Origin of the sequence: Actinomadura vinacea (genome assembly GCF_039532545.1) — a bacterium.
Classification (GTDB): Bacteria; Actinomycetota; Actinomycetes; order Streptosporangiales; family Streptosporangiaceae; genus Spirillospora; species Spirillospora vinacea.
Genome location: NZ_BAAARW010000006.1, coordinates 86,531 through 106,123 on the forward strand (window position 1 = coordinate 86,531; position 19,593 = coordinate 106,123).

The following is a 19,593-nucleotide window of genomic DNA, read 5'->3' on the forward strand; positions in this document are numbered from 1 at the left end:
TCAGGCGGTCACCAGGGGGAGTGCGTTGTCACGCAGGAACTTCCTGCGGTTCTCCTCGCCGAGGCCGGCGACCTTGCCGAAGTAGTCCTTCGGGTCGGCCATGCCCTCCGCGTGCGGCCAGTCCGAGCCCATGACGAGCGAGTCCACGGTGCCGAGCCGGTCGGCGAGCGAGAGGATGTCGTCCTCGGGGTAGGGGACGACCTTGACGTGCTTGTGGAACACGCGGCTCGGCCGTTCGGGCAGCTGGCCGCCGAGCCAGACGCCGTTGCGGCCCATGCCGCGGCTCTTGTCCATGTGCTTGAGGAAGTGCGGCACCCATTCGGCGCCGAACTCGCTGACCACGACGTTGATGTCGGGGTAGCGGCCGAAGAGGTTGTCGAAGATCAGGGCCGACAGGGTGTCGGTGATGGGCCGCTCGCCGTAGGTGTTCTGCCACTGCCAGGCGGAGAACTGGAAGGGCGGGACCAGGCCCCAGCCCCAGTGCGAGGCGACGTTGGCCTGGTAGTGGAACTCGGAGATGTGGAAGGCGACGTTGGCCTTGGCCTCGTTGACGCGCGCCCAGAAGGGGTCGAAGTACGGGTCGCCGGGGGAGCGCCCGTAGGCGGGGCCCGCGGGGAGCATGATGAACTTGGCGCCGGCGTCGAGCACGGCCTCCAGCTCGGCGACGGCGTGGTCGAGGTCGCGCAGCGAGAGCATCGCGGGGGCGTAGATGCGGTCCTTGTAGGCGAAGCCCCAGTCCTCGTTCATCCACCTGTTGAACGAACGCAGGTTGTCGTACAGGGGGTCGATGCCGTCGAGGTAGGCCTCGGCGAGCAGGCCCCAGCCGCCGGGGTACATCAGCGCCCGTTCGATCTGCTGCTCGTCCATCTTGGCCAGGCGCGCGTCCCGGTTGAGGTACTCGTCCTTCAAGTCCTCGAAGAACCGCTCCGCGTCGGCGGTGGCTCCCTGGGAGCGCTGCCGGAGCATCTCGGCGAGGGACCCCGGCACGTAGGCCTTGTCCAGGTTCTGGTTCTCCATGGCATTGATGACCCGGTGGTTGGCGAGCAGGACCTGTTCCCCGGAGGCGAGCCGCACCAGCTGGACCGCCGTGTCGAGCTTGTCCCTGGGCATGAAGCGGGTGAAGCAGTCCGTGGTCTCGTACGAGTGGGTGTCGAAGTCGATCATCTGGTAGGGGAGTGCGCCGCTCATCGGCCGTCCTCTCGCTTGCCGGGACAGGTTCACCCAATATAGCTATATAAATAAAACTTGCTAGCGTTCGGACAGTTGGCGGCTGATTCGCTGAATCAGTTGACTGATTCGCCTGCTTCGGGCGATGATTCGGGTGCTTCCCCGAGCCCAGGACGAGGAGGGCGCATGCCGGACGACAGATACCTCGAGCCCGAGGTGGAGACCATGCCCCGGGAGGCGCTCCGGGAAGCACAGGAGCGGCGGATCCTGGAGCTGGTGCCCACCGCCTACGAGAGATCGCCGTTCTACCGGGAGCTGTGGGACTCGCACGGCGTGCACCCTCGTGACATCAAGTCCCTGGAGGACTTCCAGGAGCGCGTCCCCGCCTTCGGCAAGGACACGGTGCGCGACTACCGGTCCCGCACCGGGGATCCCTACGGGGGGCTGCTGTGCGTCCCGCCGTCCGAGCTGACGTCGATCACCTCCAGTTCCGGGACGACCGGCGATCCGGAGTTCTTCGCCGAGATCTGGGACGGCGCCCCGCCGCTGGTCACCGCTCAGCTGCGCGACCTGTGGGAAGTGGGCCTGCGCCCGGGCGATCGGGTGGTGAGCCCGCCGGGGACGTTCCGGAACCTCATGGACTACGGCTACCACGCCCTCGGCGCGGTGGTGATCTCGGCCGACACCTGGTTCGGGCGCATGCCCGAGACCCTGGAGGTGGTGCGGCGCTACCGGCCCGCGTACCTCCAGCTCATCTATCCGCAACTGGTCGAGCTCGAACATCTCGCGGGCGAGTACGAGCTGAAGGAGATCTTCTCGTCCCTCAAGGGGGCCTCCTGCGCCGGGCAGCCGATCAGCCCCCGGATGCGCAAGAAGGTCCAGGACGAGTGGGGCATCGAGCTGTACGAGTACACCAGCGCCGCCGACACGGGCACCGCCTGGGAATGCCGGGAGCATGACGGCTTCCACCTGTGGGAGGACACGGTCTTCGCCGAGTGCCTGGACCCCGCCGGCACCGAGCAGGTGGCGGACGGGGCGATGGGCGAGCTGGTCGCCACCGACCTGGACAACCGTGCCGCGCCGCTCATCCGGTACCGCAGCGAGGACCTGGTGCGTCTCACCCACGACCGCTGCGGCTGCGGGCGCACGCACGGGCGGATGTGGGTGGCCGGCCGGCGGGGCGACGAGACCCTGGTCCAGGGCACGCCCGTGGTGCTGCGCGACGTGTGGCAGGCCGTGGAGGCCGAGCCGGAGACGGCCGCCGGCGTGTTCCAGATCGTCCGGCCTTCGCGGGAGGTCGACCGGCTTCGCGTACGGGTGGGCTACGACCCCGCCATGACCGCGGACACCGCCGATCTCGCCGCCCGACTGCGCGCCGGCATCGCCGAACGGACCGGAGTCGAGGCGCGTCTGGAACTGCACACCGAGGAGGAGCTGATGTCGACCGTGCGGAGCGTTGCGAAGTTCCCGAGGGTGGTGAAGCACTGATGCGCCAGGAGACGCTCGCCCGAGCCTGCATGCTCGATCACCCGGCCACCGCCTACATCGTTCCGGTCCGGGGACCGGACGGCCCTGCCGAGTACGAGGTGACCTGGGACGAGCTCGCCCGTGACGCCGCCTGGACCCAGGACCGGCTGCGCGGGCTGGGCCTCGCGGAAGGCCACCGTGCCCTGGTGAGCTTCTCGGGCTACGAGGGGGCCTGGTTCCAACCGGTCATCGAGGCGCTGCGCAACATGGGCGTGGTCTACGGGACGTCGGAGTCCATGGGGTGGGACCACGTCCGCACCAGGGTCTTCCACCGCGAGCTGGACCTGCACGCGGTGCTCGGGATCTCGCTCGAGACCCTGGAGGCGCTGAGCGGACAGGCCATGATCGGTGACCTGTTCCGCGACACCCCGGTGCTCCTGGGCCGTCCCGACGCGGCCCGGCGGCTGCGCGACGCCGGAGTGCCCGCGGGGATCATGACCCCGCTCGGGCCGGCGCTGGCCGTCGAGTGCCGGGAGCGCGACGGCGCCCACGTCAACCGGGCGGAATGGACCGTCAGGGAGCGGGACGGCGGCCTCGGCGTGGCCGCGGCCTCGGCGGAGCGCGCGAAGGGGACCGGGGAGATCGTCCTGGACACCGCGGGGAGCGTGCGCACCGAACGCTGCGCCTGCGGCAGCGACGACCCCCGGGTGATCTTCGGCTGAGACGAGCGCGCAGCAGTCCGGCCCGCCGCGAACGCGGCGGGCCGGACTGCTTCGGCGCTCCAGCGGGTCAGATTCCCAGTCGTTCCAGCAGACGCTCGTGATAGGCGGACGGTCCGCCGAGCATCAGCTGGGACGACTTGGCCCGGCGGAAGTACAGGTGGGCGGGGTGCTCCCAGGTGAAACCGATGCCACCGTGGACCTGGATGTTCTCCGTGGCGGCGAACAGGTAGGCGCGGGAGCAGCAAACGTGCGCCGCCGCGGACGCCACGGCGAACCCCTCGTCCCCGATGTCGGCGAGGCGGGCGGCCTCGCGCGCGCTGGCCCGCGCCAGCTCCACCTGGACCAGCATGTCGGCGCACTTGTGCTTGACCGCCTGGAAGCTGCCGATGAGACGGCCGAACTGGACCCGTGTGCCCGCGTAGGCGGTGCTGCTCTCCAGGCACCGTGCCGCGCCGCCGGCCTGCTCGGCGGCCAGGCCGACGGCCGCGAGATCGAGGATCCGCGCCATCAGCCGGCCCCCGGCGCCGTCCGTGCCCACCAGCGTGGCGGGAGTGCTCTCCAGGCGCACCCGGGCCATCGTCCTGGTGGCGTCCAGCGTCTCCATCGGCTCGCTCGTCAGGCCGGGGGCCACGTGATCAGCAGCCCGGCGATCGACCGTGAAGAGCGAGGGCCCGGCCTTTGTGCGCGCCACCACCAGGAGCAGGTCGGCCGACGTGCCGTCGATCACGAACGATTTCGTCCCGGTCAGCTCCCAGCCCGCGGCGTCCCCGGTCCGGCGGACGGCCCTGGCGGTGATCTGCACCGGATCCCAGGCGCCGGTCCGCTCCGCCACCGCGAGCGCGGCGGTCGTCGTCCCCGCGGCGATCCCGGGGAGGTGGCGGGCGCACGCGTCCCGGTCCCCGGAGGCCAGCAGGGCCTGCGCGGCGAGGACGACGGTGGCGAAGAAGGGCGAGCAGAGCAGGGCGCGGCCCATCTCCTCCAGCACCGCGCCGAGGGCGACCTGCCCGAAGCCGTCGCCGCCGTACTCCTCGGGAATGGCGAGACCGGGCAGGCGCAGCTGGTCCGCCATCTGCGCCCACACCTGGGGGTCGTAGCGGGGGTCGCCCTCCATCGCCTTGCGGACGGCGTCCTCCGGCGACTTGGCCTCGAGGAAGGCGCGCACCGCCGACCGCAGCTCGTCCAGCTCCGCCTCGGAGAGCTCCACGACGCCGGTCATGACGTGTTCCTTGTGGGGGGACGACCCCCCACGCCCCCCGGCAACTACGGCGCTCATGCCCTCGCTTCGCTCGGTCATGACGCCGATCCGCCGGACCGGCGGAGCTCGCGGAACGGGGACCTGGTGTCGATCCCCGGCTCCTTGGGAAGGCCGAGCACCCGCTCGGCGAGGATGTTCTTCATGATCTCTTCGGTTCCTCCGAGGATGCGCAGCGCGGGCGTGGCCAGCAGCAGCTCCGACCAGGCGTAGGTGCCCCACTCGCCCGAGTCCGCGATGGCACGCGGCCCGAACACGTCGGTGACCAGGTGCGCGGCGCGGGTGAGGTTCTGCGCGTACATCAGTTTGGCCACCGACATCTCCGGCCCGGGCGCCACGCCGGCGCGCATGCCGCGCGCCGCCCGCGCGTTCAGATGCTCGGTGGCCATGACGTCCGCGAGCAGCTCGGCCACCCGGGACCGCACCGCGTGGTCGTCCAGGGTCCAGGTCGCCCGCATGACCGCGGCCAGCCGCTCCGGTGACAGCGCCGCGGCGGCCGGACCGCCGTCGTCGCCGCCGACGGTGGCGCGCTCGTTCATCAGCGTGGTCAGCGCCACCGTCCACCCGCCGTCGACCTCGCCCAGCCGGTGGTCGTCCGGCACCCGGACCTTGTTGAGGAAGACCTCGTTGAAGTCGGCTCCGCCGGTCATCTGGCGCAGCGGGCGCACCTCGACCCCCGGAAGGGTCATGTCGACCAGGAAGGCGGTGATGCCCTTGTGCTTGGGGGCGTCGGGGGCGGTGCGGGTCAGCGCGAGGCCGAGCCTGCTGTGGTGGGCCACCGAGGTCCACACCTTCTGCCCGCTGAGGATCCACGCGGCGCCGTCGCGCACCGCGCGGGTCTGCACGCTCGCCAGGTCGGAGCCCGCCTCGGGCTCGCTGAACAGCTGGCACGCGATGGCGTCGCCCCGGTACATCTCGGGCAGCCAGCGGTCCTTGATGTGCTGCCGCGCGTGGGCGAGGACCGTCGGGCCGATCATCCCCAGGCCGACGACGCTCAGGACGCCGGTGTCCGGCACGTCGTACTCGGCCTCGACGGCGTTGTAGACCATGTCGTGCACCGGGCTCAGCCCCCGGCCCGCGTACTCGGCGGGACCGGTGATCCAGCCGAAGCCGTTCTCGTAGCGGGTGCGCTGCCAGTCCCGGGCCTCCTGGATCTTGCGCCGCTCCACCTCCGGCGGGTCCGAGCCGAAGTACGCCATCCGATCGTCGCCCGTACCCCAGGCGAACGCCTTCCGCTCTCCCTCGCCGCCGGCCGGGGCCGGGGCGTGGGCGTCGAGGAAGGCGCGGACCTCCGCCGTGAACGCCGACAGGTCGCCGCCGCCACCGTCGGTATCGTTCGCCATCGATCTGCTCCCTAGCTGGTCGGCCTGGACGTCGGGTCAGGTGGACAGGATGGTCACGGCGGAGACGCCGGGAGCGCCGTAGAGGTGGGCGTACCCGACGCGAGGCGAACCGGGGACCTGCCGCGCTCCGGCGGTGCCGCGGAGCTGCTGCACGATCTCGTGGATCTGGCGGAGCCCGGACGCGCCGATGGGCTCGCCGTTGCCGATCAGGCCGCCGTCGGTGTTGACCGGGAGCCGGCCGCCGGGCTCGGTCGTCCCCTCGGCGATGAGCCGCTCCTGCTCGCCGTCCTTGCACAGCCCGTTCTCCGCCATGTGGATGATCTCGGACCCGGCGTCGGTGTCCTGGAGCTGGGCGATCCGGACGTCCTCCGGGCCGATCCCCGCCGCCTCGTAGGCGGCCCGCGAGGCGTCCACGCTGGGGCTCGGCGCCTGCTCTCCGGCGGGCATCGAGGGGCTCTGCACCTCGAACGCGCCCAGCCTGCGGCTGCGCAGCACGCTCGCGCGCACCCGCACCGGGGCGGAGGTGTACTTGTGCGCCTGGTCCGCCCGGCACAGCACCACGGCGGCGGCGCCCTCGTCGGGGCCGCAGTACATGTACTGCCGCAGCGGATGGTTCAGCACCGGCGAGGCGAGGATCTCCTCCTCGGTCAGCGGGGTGCGCCGCCACGCCTTCTCGTTGCCGGAGGCGTTGCGGAAGTTCTTGGCCGCGACCCGGGCCAGCGTCCGCTCGGTGATGCCGTGGTCGTGCATGTAGCGGTTGATCTTCATGCCGAAGAAGTGGGTCGTGAGGAACATGCCGGTCTGCCCGTACCAGGAGGGGAGACCCGCCACCGAGGGGTCCGCCGCGAACGCGCCGCGGGGATGCTTGTCCATGCCGATGGCGATGGTCAGGTCATGCTCCCCGGTCTCGATCGCCCGGGCCGCCATCGAGACCGCGGTGCCGGCGGTCGCGCAGCCGTTGAACACGCCGCGGAGCGGGACGCCCGTCAGGCCCAGGCGGCCCACGATCGCGTCGGGATTGGCCACCTCGAGGCTGCCGATGAAGCCGCCCTGGACCTGCGCCCACGTCACGCCGGCGTCCGCCAGCGCGAGCCGGACTGCGTCGGCGCCCATGTCCATCGCCGACTTCCCCGGGAAGCGCCCGAAGGGGTGCAGGCCGACGCCGATGATGACCGCTTCCATCATGCCTCCTCGGCGGTGGCGCCCGCGGGCGCGAACGCGAACGTCAGGATCTGCGTGCCGTCGTCGGCGACGCTGTAGGGGACCACCACCATGCGCATCGGCTGCCCGATCGTCAGGGCCCCGGGGTCGGGCTCGGTCAACCGGGCCTCCACCAGCAGACCCTCGGGGAGTTCCACATAGCCGACCGTGTACGGCCGGAAGCTCTCGGCGGTGTCGTTGCCGTCGTAGGGCGGGGACGGCGGCCGGAAGCCCTGGGTCGTGAACGTCCACAGCGTGCCCTCGTTCGACAGCGTCCGGTGGGCGGACTCCGTGCCGCCGCAGCGCATGCACTGGCCGGTCACCGGGAAGGCGAGCAGCCCGCAGCCGGCGCACTGCGAGCCGATGAGCCGCGGATCGTCGGAGGGCCAGGTGAAGAGCTCCTCGGCGACCGGCTCGGCCTTGGTCTTCGTCATCGACGACTCCTTCGCTCCGGGCCCGGGCCCGGCGATGCCATCCTGGGCGCAGCGTATCCAAAAGAGCTAGATATGTAAATTAGTTAGCCTTTTTCGAAGGCGGGCTTCGGAGTGGCCCGCGTCACCGGCTCCGGTTGCCGGAGGAAACGTCTGCGTAATGGGTGCGCTGCTAGTCTTGTTGTGTTAGTAGAAATCATCTGACTCTTACTGTCGGGGTTTGGAAGGGGTGTGCGCGGTGGCTGAGGCTGCTCGTTCGGGGGAGTCGGCGCGAGGCGCGGCGCCGGCGCCGGGCCGCGGGCTGGTGGGGCGCCGGGTGCGGGTGCCGAAGTCGGCCGAGCTGGTGGCCGGCGCGCTGCGGCGGCAGATCGTCCGGGGTGAGCTGGACGTGGGCGAGGCGCTGCCGTCGGAGTCGGTGCTGATGGAGCAGTTCGGGGTGTCGCGGCCGACGTTGCGCGAGGCGTTCCGGGTGCTGGAGTCGGAATCGTTGATCACGGTGCGCCGCGGGGTGCACGGCGGCGCCCGGGTGAGTGCTCCCGATCCCGAGGTCGCGGCCAGGTACGCCGGTTTGATCCTGGAGTTCCGGCAGACCCCGGTGGGCGACGTGTTCGGCGCGAGCGCGATCATCGAGCCGGCGTGCGTGCGGGCGCTGGCGCAGAAGCCGCAGGCGGACGTGGTGGCCCGGTTGCGGGAGGCGGTGGACGAGGAGAAGGCGGCCCTGGGCGATCCGGATGCCCTGGTGGCGGCCCAGGACCGGTTCCACGGGCTGCTGGTGGAGCTGACCGGGAACCAGACGCTGATCTTGCTGGCCGGGATGCTGCGGTACATCGTGGACCGCGCGAACGCGGCGCACGTGGCGGCGGAGGGGGCCGACCCCGAGCACACGGCGCAGGCGCGCAAGGGGCATCGGGCGCATGTGCGGCTGGTGAACCTGATCGAGGCGGGCAAGGCCGAGGAGGCCGCCAAGCTGTGGCACCGCCACATCACCGCGGCCGATGACGTGGTCAACGCCGCGGGTCCCAAGACCCTGCTGGAACTGATCGACTGAACCCACCGCACATGCGCGCCGAACCCGCTGGATCAGAGGTCCAGCGGGTTCTTCCGTCCGACGGCCTCGAAGTCGGGGCTGCGCTTCTCCCGGTGCGAGGCCAGGCCCTCGCGGACCTCCGGCCCGCCGAACCCGAGGAACTCCAGGCCGAGGGACGCCTCGAAGATCGGGGAGGCGGAGCGGTACCAGTGGTTGAGGGAGCGCTTCGTCCAGCTGATGGCGCTGGCCGGCCCCGCGGCCAGGGCCGTGGCCACGCGCAGGGCCTCGTCCTGCACCTGGGGGTCGTCGACGCACTTGGACACCAGGCCGATCCGCTCGGCCTCCTCGCCCGTGAGCGTCTCGCAGGTCAGCAGGTAGTACTTGGCCTTGGCCATGCCGCACAGCAGGGGCCAGCAGATGGCGGCGTGGTCACCCGCCGCGACGCCCAGCCGGGTGTGCCCGTCGACGATCTTCGCCGCGCGGCCGACGATGGAGATGTCGGCCATCATGCCGATCACGAGCCCGGCCCCGACCGCCGGGCCGTGGATGGCGGACACGACCGGCTTGGCGCAGTTCAGCACGCCGTAGACCATGTCCCGGGCCTCCCGCATCACGCGGACGCGCACCGCGTGGTCCTCGGTCATCGCCTCGATGGAGTCGAAGGTGCCGCCGGCCGAGAACGCCTTGCCGGCACCCTGGACCAGCACGGCGCGGGTGTCCTCGTCGCGGTCGATCACCGGCCAGACGTCGGCCAGTTCGCGGTGCATCCGCGGGTCGACGGCGTTGAGGTTGGGGGCGTCGAGCACGAGGCGCAGCACCCCGGAGGCGGGACGGTCGAACTTCAGCGAGCTGAACTCGGCGTAGGGGTCGGTCATGGATTCTCCTGTGCGGGTGGGGGGCGTGTCGGTTCTTGATCACTTGTGTGCCGGGCGCGGCTCGCGCGGCAGGCCCAGCACCTTCTCGGCGAGGATGTTGCGCTGCACCTGGGAGGTTCCGGCGTAGATCGTCCCCGAGCGGGCGATCAGGTACGTGGCCGACCAGGAGCCGGAGGAGTTCGCCGCGCCCGGGTCGTCGGTGCGGTAGGTCCGCAGCGGCGGGCGGCCGGCGGGCACCTGGGCGTGCATGCCCATGATGTCCATGGCCAGGTCGGTGACCTGGAGGTGGTACTCGCTCCAGTAGAGCTTGGCGATGGACGACTCGGGCCCGGGCTCGGTGCCCTTGAGCCAGCCGGTCAGGATCCGGTAGCCCAGGTAGCGCATGATCTCGACCTTCGACCAGCACCAGGCGATGCGCTGGCGGATCACGGGGTCGCGGTCCCTGCCGTACATCCGGGCCAGCTCGATCAGGCGTTCGAGCTCGGCTTTGAAGAGGATGGGGTTGGTGGCGGCCTCCTCGCCGCGCTCGACGCCCAGCAGGCTCTGCGCCACCGTCCAGCCGTTGTCGACGCCCCCGACGACGAGGTCGGCCCGGGTCCGCGCCCCGGTGAAGAACACCTCGTTGAAGTGCATCTGCCCACTGGCCATCCGGAACGGCCGTACCTCCACCCCGGGCTGGTCCAGCGGCACCAGCAGGAAGGAGATGCCGCGATGCTTGGACGCCCGCGGGTCGGTGCGGGCCAGCACGAAGATCCAGTCACTGTGGTGGGCGCCGGAGGTCCACACCTTCTGCCCGTTGATCACCCACTCGTCGCCGTTGAGGGAGGTGTCGGGCCCTGAGGGGCGGCGGGGCGGGGTGAGCACTGCGCGGGTGGTCAGCGAGGCCAGGTCGGATCCGGCGTCCGGCTCCGAGTAGCCCTGGCACCAGGTGTCCTCCCCGCTGAGGATGCGGGGCAGGAAGTGCGCCTTCTGCTCCTCGGTCCCCCAGCGCAGCAGCGTGTTCGCCAGCATCTTGACGCCGAAGGTGTCCTGCGGCAGCCCGAAGGGGACGCCGGCGCGGGCCAGTTCCTCCATGAGCACGACCTGGTGCAGCTTCGACAGCCCGCGGCCGCCGTACTGCTCAGGCCAGGCGATCGAGAGGTAACCGCGCTCTGCCAGCAGTTCGCGCCATTCGCGGGAGAACGCCCGGGCCGGCTCCTCGTCCAGTGCTCCGATGCCGGGCCAGTCGGCGGGCAGGTGCTCGGCGAGGAAGTCCCTGACCTCCGCGCGGAACCCCTCGGCCTCGGGCGGGTAGCTGATGTCCACGGAGTCCCCTCCTTTCAGACGCCGATCGTCCGGGCCAGAAGTTCGCGGTGGTGGGCCGGGTCGCCGAGCAGGAGCTGCGAGGTCTTCGCGCGCTTGAAGTACAGGTGCGCGGGATGCTCCCAGGTGAAACCGATACCGCCGTGGACCTGGATGCTGCCCTGGGTGGCCTGGAGGCACGCGTCCGAGCAGAACGACTTGGCCAGGCTCGCCATCGCGGGGAGGTCCGTGCCGCCCTGCTGCGCGGACAGAAGGGCCGCGTAGGCCGCGGCCCTGGCCGATTCGACCTCCATCAGCACATCGGCCAGCAGATGCTTGACCGCCTGGAAGGAGCCGATGGCGCGCCCGAACTGATGCCGGACCTTCGCGTACTCCACCGCCGTCTCCAGCGCACGGGAGGCCACTCCGACCTGCTCGGCCGCCAAGGCCGCGGCGCTGTGATGGAGGACGAGTTCCACGAGTCCCCACGCGTCTCCCGCGGTGCGCAAACGCCGCGCCGGAACGTCGCGGTACTCGAGGCGCGCCTGCCGCCGGGTCGGGTCGAGGGTGGTCAGAGCGGTGCGGATGAGTCCGGGCGCCCCGCCGTCCACCCGGAAGATCCCGATGCCGCCGGGGGTCTCGGCGATGGTGAGGATCACGTCGGCCTGGGCGCCGTCGAGCACGAAGGTCTTGTGGCCGTTGAGCAGCCAGCCGCCGTCCTCCTGCGGTCGTGCCGTCAGCGCGACGCCCTCGCGGTCCCAGCGAGCGGTGTCCTCGGTCAGCGCGAGCGTCGCGACGCGGTCGCCCGAGGCCAGGCCGGGCAGCAGATCCGAGCGGGCTTCCTCGTCGTCGCCGTGCAGCAGCGTCGTCGTGGCCTGGACGGCGGAGGCCAGGTAGGGGGCGCAGAGCAGGGCGCGGCCCATCTCCTCCATGACGAGCCCGACCTCCACGGGGCCGGCGCCCGCGCCCCCGTGCCGTTCGGGAATGGCGAGCCCTTGGAGGCCGAGCTCGGTTCCCATCCGCCGCCACAGCGCCGGGTCGTAGCCGGCCGCGGTCTCCATGACGCGGCGGGTCTCGGCTTCCGGCGCGGTCTCCTCCAGGAAGGCCCGCACCGTCCGGCGCAGCTCCTCCTGGGCATCGTCGAAGGCGAAGTCCATTTCCGCTCAGCCCCTCGAAATGAGCTTCTCGACGATCGCCACGTGCTCGGGGGAGTGCATGCTCTCCCGTTCGGCGGTCAGCGCGGCCTCCAGCACGGTCGACATCGCCTGTTCGAGGTGCAGGTTCACCGCCCGCTTGGTGTCGCGCAGCGCTTGGACGGGCATGTCCGCCAGGCGCTGCGCCAGGCTCATGGCTTCGTCCAGTACCGCGTCCTTGGCGACGGCCGAGTTGGCCAGCCCGAGGCGGACGGCGTCTTCGGCGCTGACCCTGCGGCCCAGGAAGAGCAGTTCCTTGGCGCGGGCCAGTCCGACGATGAGCGGCAGCACGAGCGCTCCGCCGTCGCCGGCGACCAGGCCCACCTGGACGTGCGGGTCCGACAGGTACGCGTCCTCGGAGATCAGCACGATGTCGCTGAGCAGGGCGAGGCTGCAGCCCAGCCCGACGGCGGGGCCGTTGACCGCCGCGACGACCGGCACCGGGCAGCGGACCATGCCGGTGATGATCCGCCGGGCCTCGTTGACGTTCTGGTCGCGGAAGGCCTGGTCGCGCTGGACCCGGGTCATCACCTCGAAGTTGCCGCCCGCGCTGAACGCCCGGCCGCGGCCCGTCAGCACGATGGCGCGCGCGTCGGCGTCGGCCGCGACGCGGTCCCAGACCTCGGCCAGGGCGGTGTGCAGGCCCTCGCTCATCGAGTTCAGCTTGCCGGGCCGGTTCAGCTCCACCAGCCGGATCGGCCCGTGCGCGGTCACCGCCAGATCGGGGGACAGGCCGTACATCGCACCTCCACGAGGGTTGCCCAGATAAAGGCATCATAGTTGAATGGTCTAACTTAATATACGGAAGCGCGGGACATGTTCGGCGCGTCGGAGGGTGGGTGTGAGCGGACGTCGCGAGTATGAGACATTGCGGGCGGACCTGGCCGAACACGTTCTCACGGTCACGCTCCACCGCCCCGACCGGCTGAACGCCTTCACCCCGCGGATGATGGACGACCTCCTCGCCGTGCTCGACGAGGCCGACCGCGAGGACGAGGTGCGCTCCGTCATCGTGACCGGCGCGGGGCGGGCCTTCTGCGCGGGCGCCGATGTGAGCGCCGGGGGCGGTTCCTTCGACCACCGGGAGGCCGGGGCCCGGCACCGGGACTCCGGCGGCCGCGTCGCGCTGCGCCTGTTCGAGTGCGCCAAGCCGGTGATCGCTGCCGTCAACGGGCCCGCGGTCGGCGTGGGGGCGAGCATGATCCTGCCGATGGACATCCGGCTCGCCTCGACCGCGGCGCGGTTCGGCTTCGTCTTCGCCCGCCGCGGCATCGTCCCGGAGTCGGCGTCCAGCTGGTTCCTGCCGAGGGCGGTGGGAATGCAGCGGGCGATGGAGTGGGTCGCGACCGGGCGGGTCTTCGGCGCCGAGGAGGCGTACGCGGCCGGGCTCGTGCTGTCCCTCCACGAACCGGACGGCCTCCTGCCCGCGGCGCGCGCGATCGCCCGTGAGATAGCCGGCCACACCGCCCCCGTTTCGGTCGCCCTCGCCCGCCAGATGATGTGGCGGATGCTCGGCGAGCCGCATCCCATGGCGGCGCACCGGCTCGACTCCCGGATCATGAGCCAGATCGGCGGCGGCCCGGATCCGGCGGAGGGCATCTCGTCGTTCCTGGGCAAACGTCCGCCGCGCTTCCCGGGAAGGGTGAGCTCCGACATGCCGCCGGTCTACCCGTGGTGGGAGGAGGCGGAGTTCCGCCCGCTGGCATAGTAGAGCTAAATAGTTATACTATTAAATCGATATGGCCCCATCTCGGAACCCGCCCACGCCGTAGGAGCGCCCGTGACCACGACCCGCCGCATGACCTTTGGTGATGTGATCCGCGAGCATCGCCGCTGTTTCGCCGACGCCGACGCGCTCGTCGACGGCGACCTGCGCCTCACCTGGGCGGAGGTCGACGCCAGGACCGACCGGCTGGCCAGCGCGCTCGCCGCCGCCGGCGTGGGGACGGGCGATCGCGTCCTGTGGCTCGGCCAGAACTCGTTCAGGGTCTACGAGCTGCTGGGCGCCGCGGCCAAGATCGGGGCCATGGTGTGCCCGGGGTACTGGCGCTGGGCGGCGCCGGAGATGGCCTTCGCGATCGAGGACTTCGACCCCAAGGTGATCGTCTGGCAGCAGGAGGAGATCGGCGAGACCGTCGCGAAAGCCCGCGCGGAGGTGTCGGGCACGGCGGCGCTCTGGCTGCGCCACGACGGCGCCGGCGAGGACGGGTACGAGGCGTTCCTCGCCTCGGGCTCCGCCGAGGACCCCGACCGGGAGGTCGATCCCGACACCGCGCTGTTGGTGATCTACACGGCGGCGATCAGCGGCCGGCAGTGCGGATCGATGCTGTCGCACCGCAACCTGCTGGCGATGGGCGCCAATGGCGGGTGGATGGGCGACATCGGGCAGGAGGCGGCCTTCCTCAACGCCGGGCCGATGTTCCACATCGGCAACTACCAGCTCTGGGGCATCCCGGCGTTCCTGCATGGCGGCAAGAACGTCGTGGTGCGCCGTGCCGAGCCCGAGCAGCTGCTCCCGCTGCTGGTCCGCGAGCGGTGCACGCACGCCTACCTCATGCCGCCGACCATCGCGCGCCTCGTGGAGCTCAACAAGGAGGCGGGGCACGACCTGTCGTTCCTCAAGGCGACCATCGCCCCGCAGCTGTGGCAGGGCATGGCGACCACCGACACCAGCCGCTTCACCCGCAACGGCGGCGGCGAAGGGCGCGTCTACGGGCAGACCGAGGTGACCGGGCTCGTGGTCACCGCGGCGTCCGGCGGGTCCGGAACCGGGAACGCGGGCAGGCCGGGCCTGTTCTCGATGGTCCGGATCCTGGACCGCGAGGGCCGGGAGTGCGCGGTCGGGGAGGCCGGGGAGATCTGCGTGCGCGGCGATCTGGTGCACCTGGGGTACTGGAACCGTCCCGAGATCAACGCCGAGCGGTTCCGGTCCGGATGGTGGCACACCACCGACCTCGGCCGCCGGGAGGCCGACGGCACGATCAGCTTCCTGGGCACCACGACCCGGATGCTCAAGTCCGCCGCCGAGAACATCTTCCCGGCCGAGGTGGAGAACTGCCTGGAGTCGCACCCGGCGGTGCGCGAGGCGGCGGTGATCGGTGTCCCGAACGAGCGCTGGGCACAGGACGTCAAGGCCGTCGTGGTCCTGCACGACGGTGCGGAGGCCGGTCCGGAGGAGCTGATCGGGCACTGCCGCGAGCGCATCGCCTCGTACAAGAAGCCCAAGACCGTCGAGTTCCTCGGCGCGCTTCCCCGCACCGCCGCCGGGACCAAGGACTACGAGGCGCTGGACGAGCGCTTCGGCGGCGGCGGGTACCCCGGCGCCGACACCCTCGGGGCGGGCCGCTGATGGCGGGCGCCATGGGTTCACGGCAGGCCGTGATCGCGGGGATCCACGCCACCGAGCAGGCGCTGTCGCTGCCCCACCGGACGGCGATGGACCTGGCCATGGAGGCGGTCCGCGGGGCGATCTCCGACGCCGGGCTGACCCCGTCCGACATCGACGGCGCGCAGCTCGACTGGCCCGGGCCCGGCGGCGTCGAGGGCGAGGGCAGCTCCTGGGCCCGCATGTTCGGCCGGAGCCTTCGCTGGACGAGCGACTCCATGCTGGACAACTCCGGGGCGCGCGGGCTGCTGAAGGCGGCCGCCGCGGTCACCGCGGGTTACGCCGACACGGTCGTGGTCGGGGGCTGCCGCCTGGTGTCCCGCGGGCCGGCCAACGCCCCCGTCGGAGCGGGCGCGCCCCTGGAGTTCACCGATGTCTGGGGCTCCTATGTGGTCGCGCAGTTCGCGCTGGTCGCCGCGCGTCACATGCACGAGTACGGCACCACCTCCCGCCAGCTCGCCGAGGTGGCGGCCACGATCCGCAACAACGGGTCGTCCAATCCCGAGGCGATGATGTACGGCAAGGGGCCCTACACCGCCGAGGACGTGCTCGCCTCCCGCATGGTCGCGACCCCGTTCCACCTCCTCGACTGCTGCATCGTGGGCGAGGGCGGCGCGGCGTTCGTGGTGACCACGGCCGACCGCGCCCGGGACCTGCCGCACCCGGCGATCGCGGTGCTGGGCGGGGGGATGGAGTACCACCAGGCCGCCTACGCCAACCCGGCCCTGTACCGCGAGGTCGGCCAGATCGGCCGGGACGCCTCCGCCCGCGCCTACGGGACGGCCGGCGTCGGCGCGCACGACATCGACGTCTTCTCCCTCTACGACCCCAACTCCTTCGAGATCATCCGCCAGCTGGAGGCGCTGGGGGTCTGCGCGGAGGGGGAGGGCGGACCGCTCGCCGAGAGCGGCGCCATCGCCCTGGACGGCAAGCACCCGGTGAACCCGGACGGCGGCTGCCTGTCCTACTCCTGGAACGGAACCCAGCAGATGACACTCAAGGTCGTGGAAGCCGTGCGGCAACTGCGCGGGACGGCGGTCCACCAGATCGGGAACGCGCGGCTCGCCGTCGTGGGCAACGCCGGCTCGGGCGCGCAGCACTACGAGATGGCCGTCCTGGGGGAGGACCGGTGAGCCGGCCGGTGCCCGTGCCGACGGAGCTGTCCCGCGCGTTCTGGGAGGGGACCCGCCGGGGCGAGCTGCTCATCCCGCGCTGCGCGGACTGCGGGGCGCGCTTCTTCGCCCCCGAACCGGCCTGCCCCCACTGCATGTCGGCGAGCTGGGACTACGAGCCGTCCATGGGGCGGGGCGTCGTCTACTCCGTGACCGTCGTGCACCGCACCCCCGGGCCGGGATTCGAGGTGCCGTTCGCCCTCGCGGTGATCGACCTCGATGACGGCGGGACGCTGCTCTCCCACGTCGTGGACGTGGAACCGCACTCGGTGGCGATCGGGACCCGGGTGCGGGTGTCCTTCCGCGGGCTCGACGACGACATCACGCTGCCGTGCTTCGTCCCGGCCGACCTTTGACCATTCAGGAGGGCACGTGGAACTGCAGGGCAGGGTCGCGATGGTGACCGGCGCCGGCCGCGGCATCGGCGCGGCGGTCGCCGACGCGCTCGCCGCGCGGGGCGCGGCCGTCGCGGTGTGCGACGTGAACTCCGAGGCCGCCGCCGAGAGCGCCGCGGCGGTGGCCGGGCGGCACGGCGTCCGCACCGTCGGCGTCACCGCCGACGTCTCCGAAGGCGCCGCGGTCCGCGCGGCGGTGGAGACCGCGGCCGCCGCGCTCGGACCGGTCGACGTCCTGGTCAACAACGCGGCCGTGGACGTGGTGAAGCGCTTCGTCGACAGCACCGAGGAGGAGTGGGACCGGATCATCTCCGTCAACCTCCGCGGCACCATCACGGTGACCCGCGCGGTGCTGGACGGCATGATCGCCCGCGGGACCGGCAGGATCGTCCACATCGCCTCCGACGCCGGGCGGGTCGGCTCGTCCGGCGAGGTGGTCTACTCCGCCACCAAGGGCGGCGTGATCGCGTTCGGGAAGGCGCTGGCCCGCGAGGTCGCCCGGCACGGCATCACCGTCAACACCGTGTGCCCCGGGCCCACCGACACCGCCCTGCTCGGCCAGGTGGCCGAGTACAGCCAGAAGATGTACGACGCGACGATCCGGGCGATCCCGCTCCGGCGCCCCGCCGAGCCCGCCGAGATCGCGGGGGTCGTGGCGTTCCTGGCGACCGACGCCGCCGCCTACATGACCGGCCAGACGCTGTCGGTAAGCGGCGGCCTGACGATGGTGTGAGGGACGTCCAGATGACCGAGGCACTGACCACCGAGGTACTGACCACCGAAATACGGGGCCGCGTCGCCGTCCTCACCCTGAAGCGTCCCGACAAGCTCAACGCCATCGGGACGCCCACGCTGGACCGGCTGGAGACGGAGCTGCACCGGCTGCGCGGGGAACCCGACGTCCGCGCGCTCGTCATCGCCGGAGCCGGGCGCGCCTTCTCGGCGGGCGCGGACCTGGACGAGATCGGGAACTGCGCCGGCCCCTACGACTTCCGGGCCTTCGTCCACCGGACCACCGACGTCCTGGACCTGCTGGAGGCGTACCCGAAGCCGTCGGTCGCCGCGATCCACGGGTTCGCCTTCGGCGGCGGCCTGGAACTGTGCCTGGCCTGCGATCTGCGGGTCGCGGAGGCCGGCGCCCGCCTGGGCGTCCCGGAGATGAGGCTGGGCGTGCTGCCGGGTGCGGCCGGCACCCAGCGCCTGCCCAGGCTCGCCCCGCCCGCCATCGCCAAGCAGATGATCCTCACGGGCGATCCGATCACGGCGGAGCGGGCGCACTCGGTCGGGCTGGTCAACGAGCTCGCCGAGCCCGGCGGCGCTCTGGAGGCCGCGCTGGAACTCGCCGACCGCCTCGCGGCCGGGGCGCCACGTGCTCTGGAGGCCGGCAAGCACCTCGTGGATCGCGGCCCGGGCATGGATCTGCGGACCGCGATCGCCTACGAGCGCGAGACCGTCACGGCGCTGTTCACGACGCTGGACCGCGAGGAAGGGCTGAGGGCCTTCCGCGAGCGGCGGGACCCGGAGTTCCAGGGCCGCTGAAGCACGGCGAGGGAAGAGGACGATGGACTTCAGCTTTAGCGAGGAGCAAGAGGAACTGCGCAAGATCGTGCGCTCGTTCCTCGCCCGGCATTCGACCGAGGCCGAGGTGCGCCGGATCTCCGGGGGCGGCGAGGGCTACGACCCCGCCGTGTGGCGGCGCATCGCCGGCGAACTCTCGCTCCAGGGACTCGCTGTGCCCGAGGAGTACGGCGGCTCGGGCTTCGGATACGCCGAGCTCGGGATCGCCTTCGAGGAGATGGGCAGGGCGCTGCTGTGCGCTCCGTACTTCGCCTCGGTGGCGCTCGCGGCGGAGGCCCTGCTGCGATCCGGCGACGACCGGGCCGCCAAGGACCTGCTGCCCGGGATCTGCGCCGGGGACACCGTGGCGACCTTGGCGTTGACCGAGGAGGGCGGGCACTGGACCGAGGCCGGCGTGCGCCTCGCCGCCTCCCACGTCGGCGGTGGCTGGGCGCTGTCGGGGATCAAGACGTTCGTGCCGGACGGGCATCTCGCCGATCTGCTGCTGGTCGTGGCGCGCGCCGCGGACGGGATCAGCCTGTTCGCCGTCGATGCGGCCGCCCCCGGCCTGACCAGGACCCGGCTGCCGACCTTGGACCAGACCCGCGAGCAGGCGCGGCTGGAGTTCGTCAACACGCCCGCGCGGCTGGTCGGGCGGGCCGGTGCCGCGTGGCCGGGCATCGAGCGCACCCTGGCCACGGCGGGCATCCTGCTGGCCGCCGAGCAGGTCGGCGGCGCGGCGGCGACGCTCGCGGCGGCGGTCGAGTACGCGAAGGTCCGGGCGCAGTACGGCCGTCCGATCGGATCGTTCCAGGGAGTCAAGCACCTGTGCGCCGACCTGCTCACCGAGCTGGAGTCGGCCCGTTCGGCGGCCTACGGCGGGCTGTGGGCCCTGGAATCGGGTGACGAGCGGGAGATCCGCATCGCCGCGGCGCTGGCCCAGGTCTACTGCTCGGAGGTCTGCACGCGGGTGGCGGGCGGCAGCATCCAGGTGCACGGCGCGATCGGCTTCACCTGGGAGCATCCCGCGCATCTGTACTTCAAACGGGCGAAGAGCTCTGAGGTGCTGCTGGGGTCGCCCGCCCATCACCGCGAACTCCTGGCCGCCGGGCTGGGCCTGTGACCG

The 19,593-nt window shown here is 71.8% G+C and carries 19 protein-coding genes; 10 read left to right on the forward strand and 9 right to left on the reverse strand.

The features are described 5' to 3' along the window. Positions 1 to 1,188, reverse strand: coding sequence for an amidohydrolase family protein (locus ABD340_RS09025; RefSeq protein ID WP_344588187.1), 1,188 nt, complete (start codon positions 1,186 to 1,188; stop codon positions 1 to 3). A 165-nt stretch (positions 1,189 to 1,353) separates the two neighbouring features. Between ABD340_RS09025 and ABD340_RS09030 the strand changes: the two genes are divergently transcribed. Together ABD340_RS09030 and ABD340_RS09035 are read left to right on the forward strand one after the other, a co-directional pair. After that, on the forward strand, positions 1,354 to 2,655 hold the full coding sequence (locus ABD340_RS09030) for a phenylacetate--CoA ligase family protein (RefSeq protein ID WP_344588189.1): 1,302 nt from the start codon (positions 1,354 to 1,356) through the stop codon (positions 2,653 to 2,655). Beyond that, the gene (locus ABD340_RS09035) at positions 2,655 to 3,356 is read left to right on the forward strand and encodes a hypothetical protein (protein WP_344588190.1); all 702 of its coding nucleotides are present in this window, start codon (positions 2,655 to 2,657) and stop codon (positions 3,354 to 3,356) included. Before ABD340_RS09030 ends, ABD340_RS09035 begins: the two co-directional genes overlap by 1 nt. Positions 3,357 to 3,423: 67 nt before the next feature. Here the strand turns inward: ABD340_RS09035 and ABD340_RS09040 are convergent, their stop codons facing one another. The 4 genes from ABD340_RS09040 to ABD340_RS09055 form a co-directional block, all read right to left on the reverse strand. Then, positions 3,424 to 4,572 (reverse strand): acyl-CoA dehydrogenase family protein, encoded by a 1,149-nt coding sequence (locus ABD340_RS09040; RefSeq protein ID WP_344588191.1) that lies wholly within the window; start codon positions 4,570 to 4,572, stop codon positions 3,424 to 3,426. Positions 4,573 to 4,646: 74 nt separating this feature from the next. Beyond that, positions 4,647 to 5,951 (reverse strand): acyl-CoA dehydrogenase family protein, encoded by a 1,305-nt coding sequence (locus ABD340_RS09045; protein WP_344588192.1) that lies wholly within the window; start codon positions 5,949 to 5,951, stop codon positions 4,647 to 4,649. 36 nt (positions 5,952 to 5,987) lie between these two features. After that, a complete protein-coding gene (locus tag ABD340_RS09050) occupies positions 5,988 to 7,136 on the reverse strand; it encodes a thiolase family protein (protein ID WP_344588193.1) in 1,149 nt (382 codons plus the stop codon). Then, on the reverse strand, positions 7,133 to 7,585 hold the full coding sequence (locus ABD340_RS09055) for a Zn-ribbon domain-containing OB-fold protein (protein ID WP_344588194.1): 453 nt from the start codon (positions 7,583 to 7,585) through the stop codon (positions 7,133 to 7,135). Before ABD340_RS09055 ends, ABD340_RS09050 begins: the two co-directional genes overlap by 4 nt. A gap of 235 nt (positions 7,586 to 7,820) precedes the next feature. On the opposite strand from ABD340_RS09055, the gene ABD340_RS09060 reads away from it, so the two are divergent. Then, entirely contained in the window at positions 7,821 to 8,630 is an 810-nt protein-coding gene (locus tag ABD340_RS09060) for a FadR/GntR family transcriptional regulator (RefSeq protein WP_344588195.1), read from the forward strand. A 32-nt stretch (positions 8,631 to 8,662) separates the two neighbouring features. Here the strand turns inward: ABD340_RS09060 and ABD340_RS09065 are convergent, their stop codons facing one another. Genes ABD340_RS09065 through ABD340_RS09080 form a run of 4 tightly spaced genes read right to left on the reverse strand, consistent with a single transcriptional unit; the run spans position 8,663 to position 12,699 of the window. After that, on the reverse strand, positions 8,663 to 9,484 hold the full coding sequence (locus ABD340_RS09065) for an enoyl-CoA hydratase/isomerase family protein (RefSeq protein ID WP_344588196.1): 822 nt from the start codon (positions 9,482 to 9,484) through the stop codon (positions 8,663 to 8,665). A gap of 39 nt (positions 9,485 to 9,523) precedes the next feature. Then, complete coding sequence (locus ABD340_RS09070) at positions 9,524 to 10,789, reverse strand: acyl-CoA dehydrogenase family protein (protein WP_344588197.1); 1,266 nt, start codon at positions 10,787 to 10,789, stop codon at positions 9,524 to 9,526. Between the two features lie 14 nt (positions 10,790 to 10,803). Next, complete coding sequence (locus ABD340_RS09075; RefSeq protein WP_344588198.1) at positions 10,804 to 11,922, reverse strand: acyl-CoA dehydrogenase family protein; 1,119 nt, start codon at positions 11,920 to 11,922, stop codon at positions 10,804 to 10,806. A 6-nt stretch (positions 11,923 to 11,928) separates the two neighbouring features. Beyond that, complete coding sequence (locus ABD340_RS09080; protein ID WP_344588199.1) at positions 11,929 to 12,699, reverse strand: enoyl-CoA hydratase/isomerase family protein; 771 nt, start codon at positions 12,697 to 12,699, stop codon at positions 11,929 to 11,931. 100 nt (positions 12,700 to 12,799) lie between these two features. Between ABD340_RS09080 and ABD340_RS09085 the strand changes: the two genes are divergently transcribed. From ABD340_RS09085 to ABD340_RS09115, 7 genes are all read left to right on the forward strand, one after another. Beyond that, positions 12,800 to 13,666: a crotonase/enoyl-CoA hydratase family protein gene (locus tag ABD340_RS09085; RefSeq protein WP_344588200.1), complete on the forward strand. Its 867-nt coding sequence runs from the start codon at positions 12,800 to 12,802 to the stop codon at positions 13,664 to 13,666. A 72-nt stretch (positions 13,667 to 13,738) separates the two neighbouring features. After that, positions 13,739 to 15,307: an AMP-binding protein gene (locus tag ABD340_RS09090; RefSeq protein WP_344588201.1), complete on the forward strand. Its 1,569-nt coding sequence runs from the start codon at positions 13,739 to 13,741 to the stop codon at positions 15,305 to 15,307. Positions 15,308 to 15,318: 11 nt separating this feature from the next. Continuing rightward, on the forward strand, positions 15,319 to 16,476 hold the full coding sequence (locus ABD340_RS09095) for a thiolase family protein (RefSeq protein WP_344588202.1): 1,158 nt from the start codon (positions 15,319 to 15,321) through the stop codon (positions 16,474 to 16,476). Then, the gene (locus tag ABD340_RS09100) at positions 16,473 to 16,871 is read left to right on the forward strand and encodes a Zn-ribbon domain-containing OB-fold protein (protein WP_344588203.1); all 399 of its coding nucleotides are present in this window, start codon (positions 16,473 to 16,475) and stop codon (positions 16,869 to 16,871) included. Before ABD340_RS09095 ends, ABD340_RS09100 begins: the two co-directional genes overlap by 4 nt. A 16-nt stretch (positions 16,872 to 16,887) precedes the next feature. Next, positions 16,888 to 17,643, forward strand: coding sequence for a glucose 1-dehydrogenase (locus tag ABD340_RS09105; RefSeq protein WP_344588204.1), 756 nt, complete (start codon positions 16,888 to 16,890; stop codon positions 17,641 to 17,643). Positions 17,644 to 17,654: 11 nt separating this feature from the next. Beyond that, positions 17,655 to 18,449: an enoyl-CoA hydratase/isomerase family protein gene (locus ABD340_RS09110; protein WP_344588205.1), complete on the forward strand. Its 795-nt coding sequence runs from the start codon at positions 17,655 to 17,657 to the stop codon at positions 18,447 to 18,449. A 22-nt stretch (positions 18,450 to 18,471) separates the two neighbouring features. Next, a complete protein-coding gene (locus ABD340_RS09115; RefSeq protein ID WP_344588207.1) occupies positions 18,472 to 19,590 on the forward strand; it encodes an acyl-CoA dehydrogenase family protein in 1,119 nt (372 codons plus the stop codon). Positions 19,591 to 19,593: the final 3 nt, after the last annotated feature.

Coding starts and splice junctions, on each gene's coding strand:
- ABD340_RS09025 (WP_344588187.1), bottom strand. CDS start 1,188: ATGAGCGGCGCACTCCCCTACCAGATGATCGACTTCGACACCCACTCG.
- ABD340_RS09030 (WP_344588189.1), top strand. CDS start 1,354: ATGCCGGACGACAGATACCTCGAGCCCGAGGTGGAGACCATGCCCCGG.
- ABD340_RS09035 (WP_344588190.1), top strand. CDS start 2,655: ATGCGCCAGGAGACGCTCGCCCGAGCCTGCATGCTCGATCACCCGGCC.
- ABD340_RS09040 (WP_344588191.1), bottom strand. CDS start 4,572: ATGACCGGCGTCGTGGAGCTCTCCGAGGCGGAGCTGGACGAGCTGCGG.
- ABD340_RS09045 (WP_344588192.1), bottom strand. CDS start 5,951: ATGGCGAACGATACCGACGGTGGCGGCGGCGACCTGTCGGCGTTCACG.
- ABD340_RS09050 (WP_344588193.1), bottom strand. CDS start 7,136: ATGATGGAAGCGGTCATCATCGGCGTCGGCCTGCACCCCTTCGGGCGC.
- ABD340_RS09055 (WP_344588194.1), bottom strand. CDS start 7,585: ATGACGAAGACCAAGGCCGAGCCGGTCGCCGAGGAGCTCTTCACCTGG.
- ABD340_RS09065 (WP_344588196.1), bottom strand. CDS start 9,484: ATGACCGACCCCTACGCCGAGTTCAGCTCGCTGAAGTTCGACCGTCCC.
- ABD340_RS09075 (WP_344588198.1), bottom strand. CDS start 11,922: ATGGACTTCGCCTTCGACGATGCCCAGGAGGAGCTGCGCCGGACGGTG.
- ABD340_RS09080 (WP_344588199.1), bottom strand. CDS start 12,699: ATGTACGGCCTGTCCCCCGATCTGGCGGTGACCGCGCACGGGCCGATC.
- ABD340_RS09095 (WP_344588202.1), top strand. CDS start 15,319: ATGGGTTCACGGCAGGCCGTGATCGCGGGGATCCACGCCACCGAGCAG.
- ABD340_RS09110 (WP_344588205.1), top strand. CDS start 17,655: ATGACCGAGGCACTGACCACCGAGGTACTGACCACCGAAATACGGGGC.
- ABD340_RS09115 (WP_344588207.1), top strand. CDS start 18,472: ATGGACTTCAGCTTTAGCGAGGAGCAAGAGGAACTGCGCAAGATCGTG.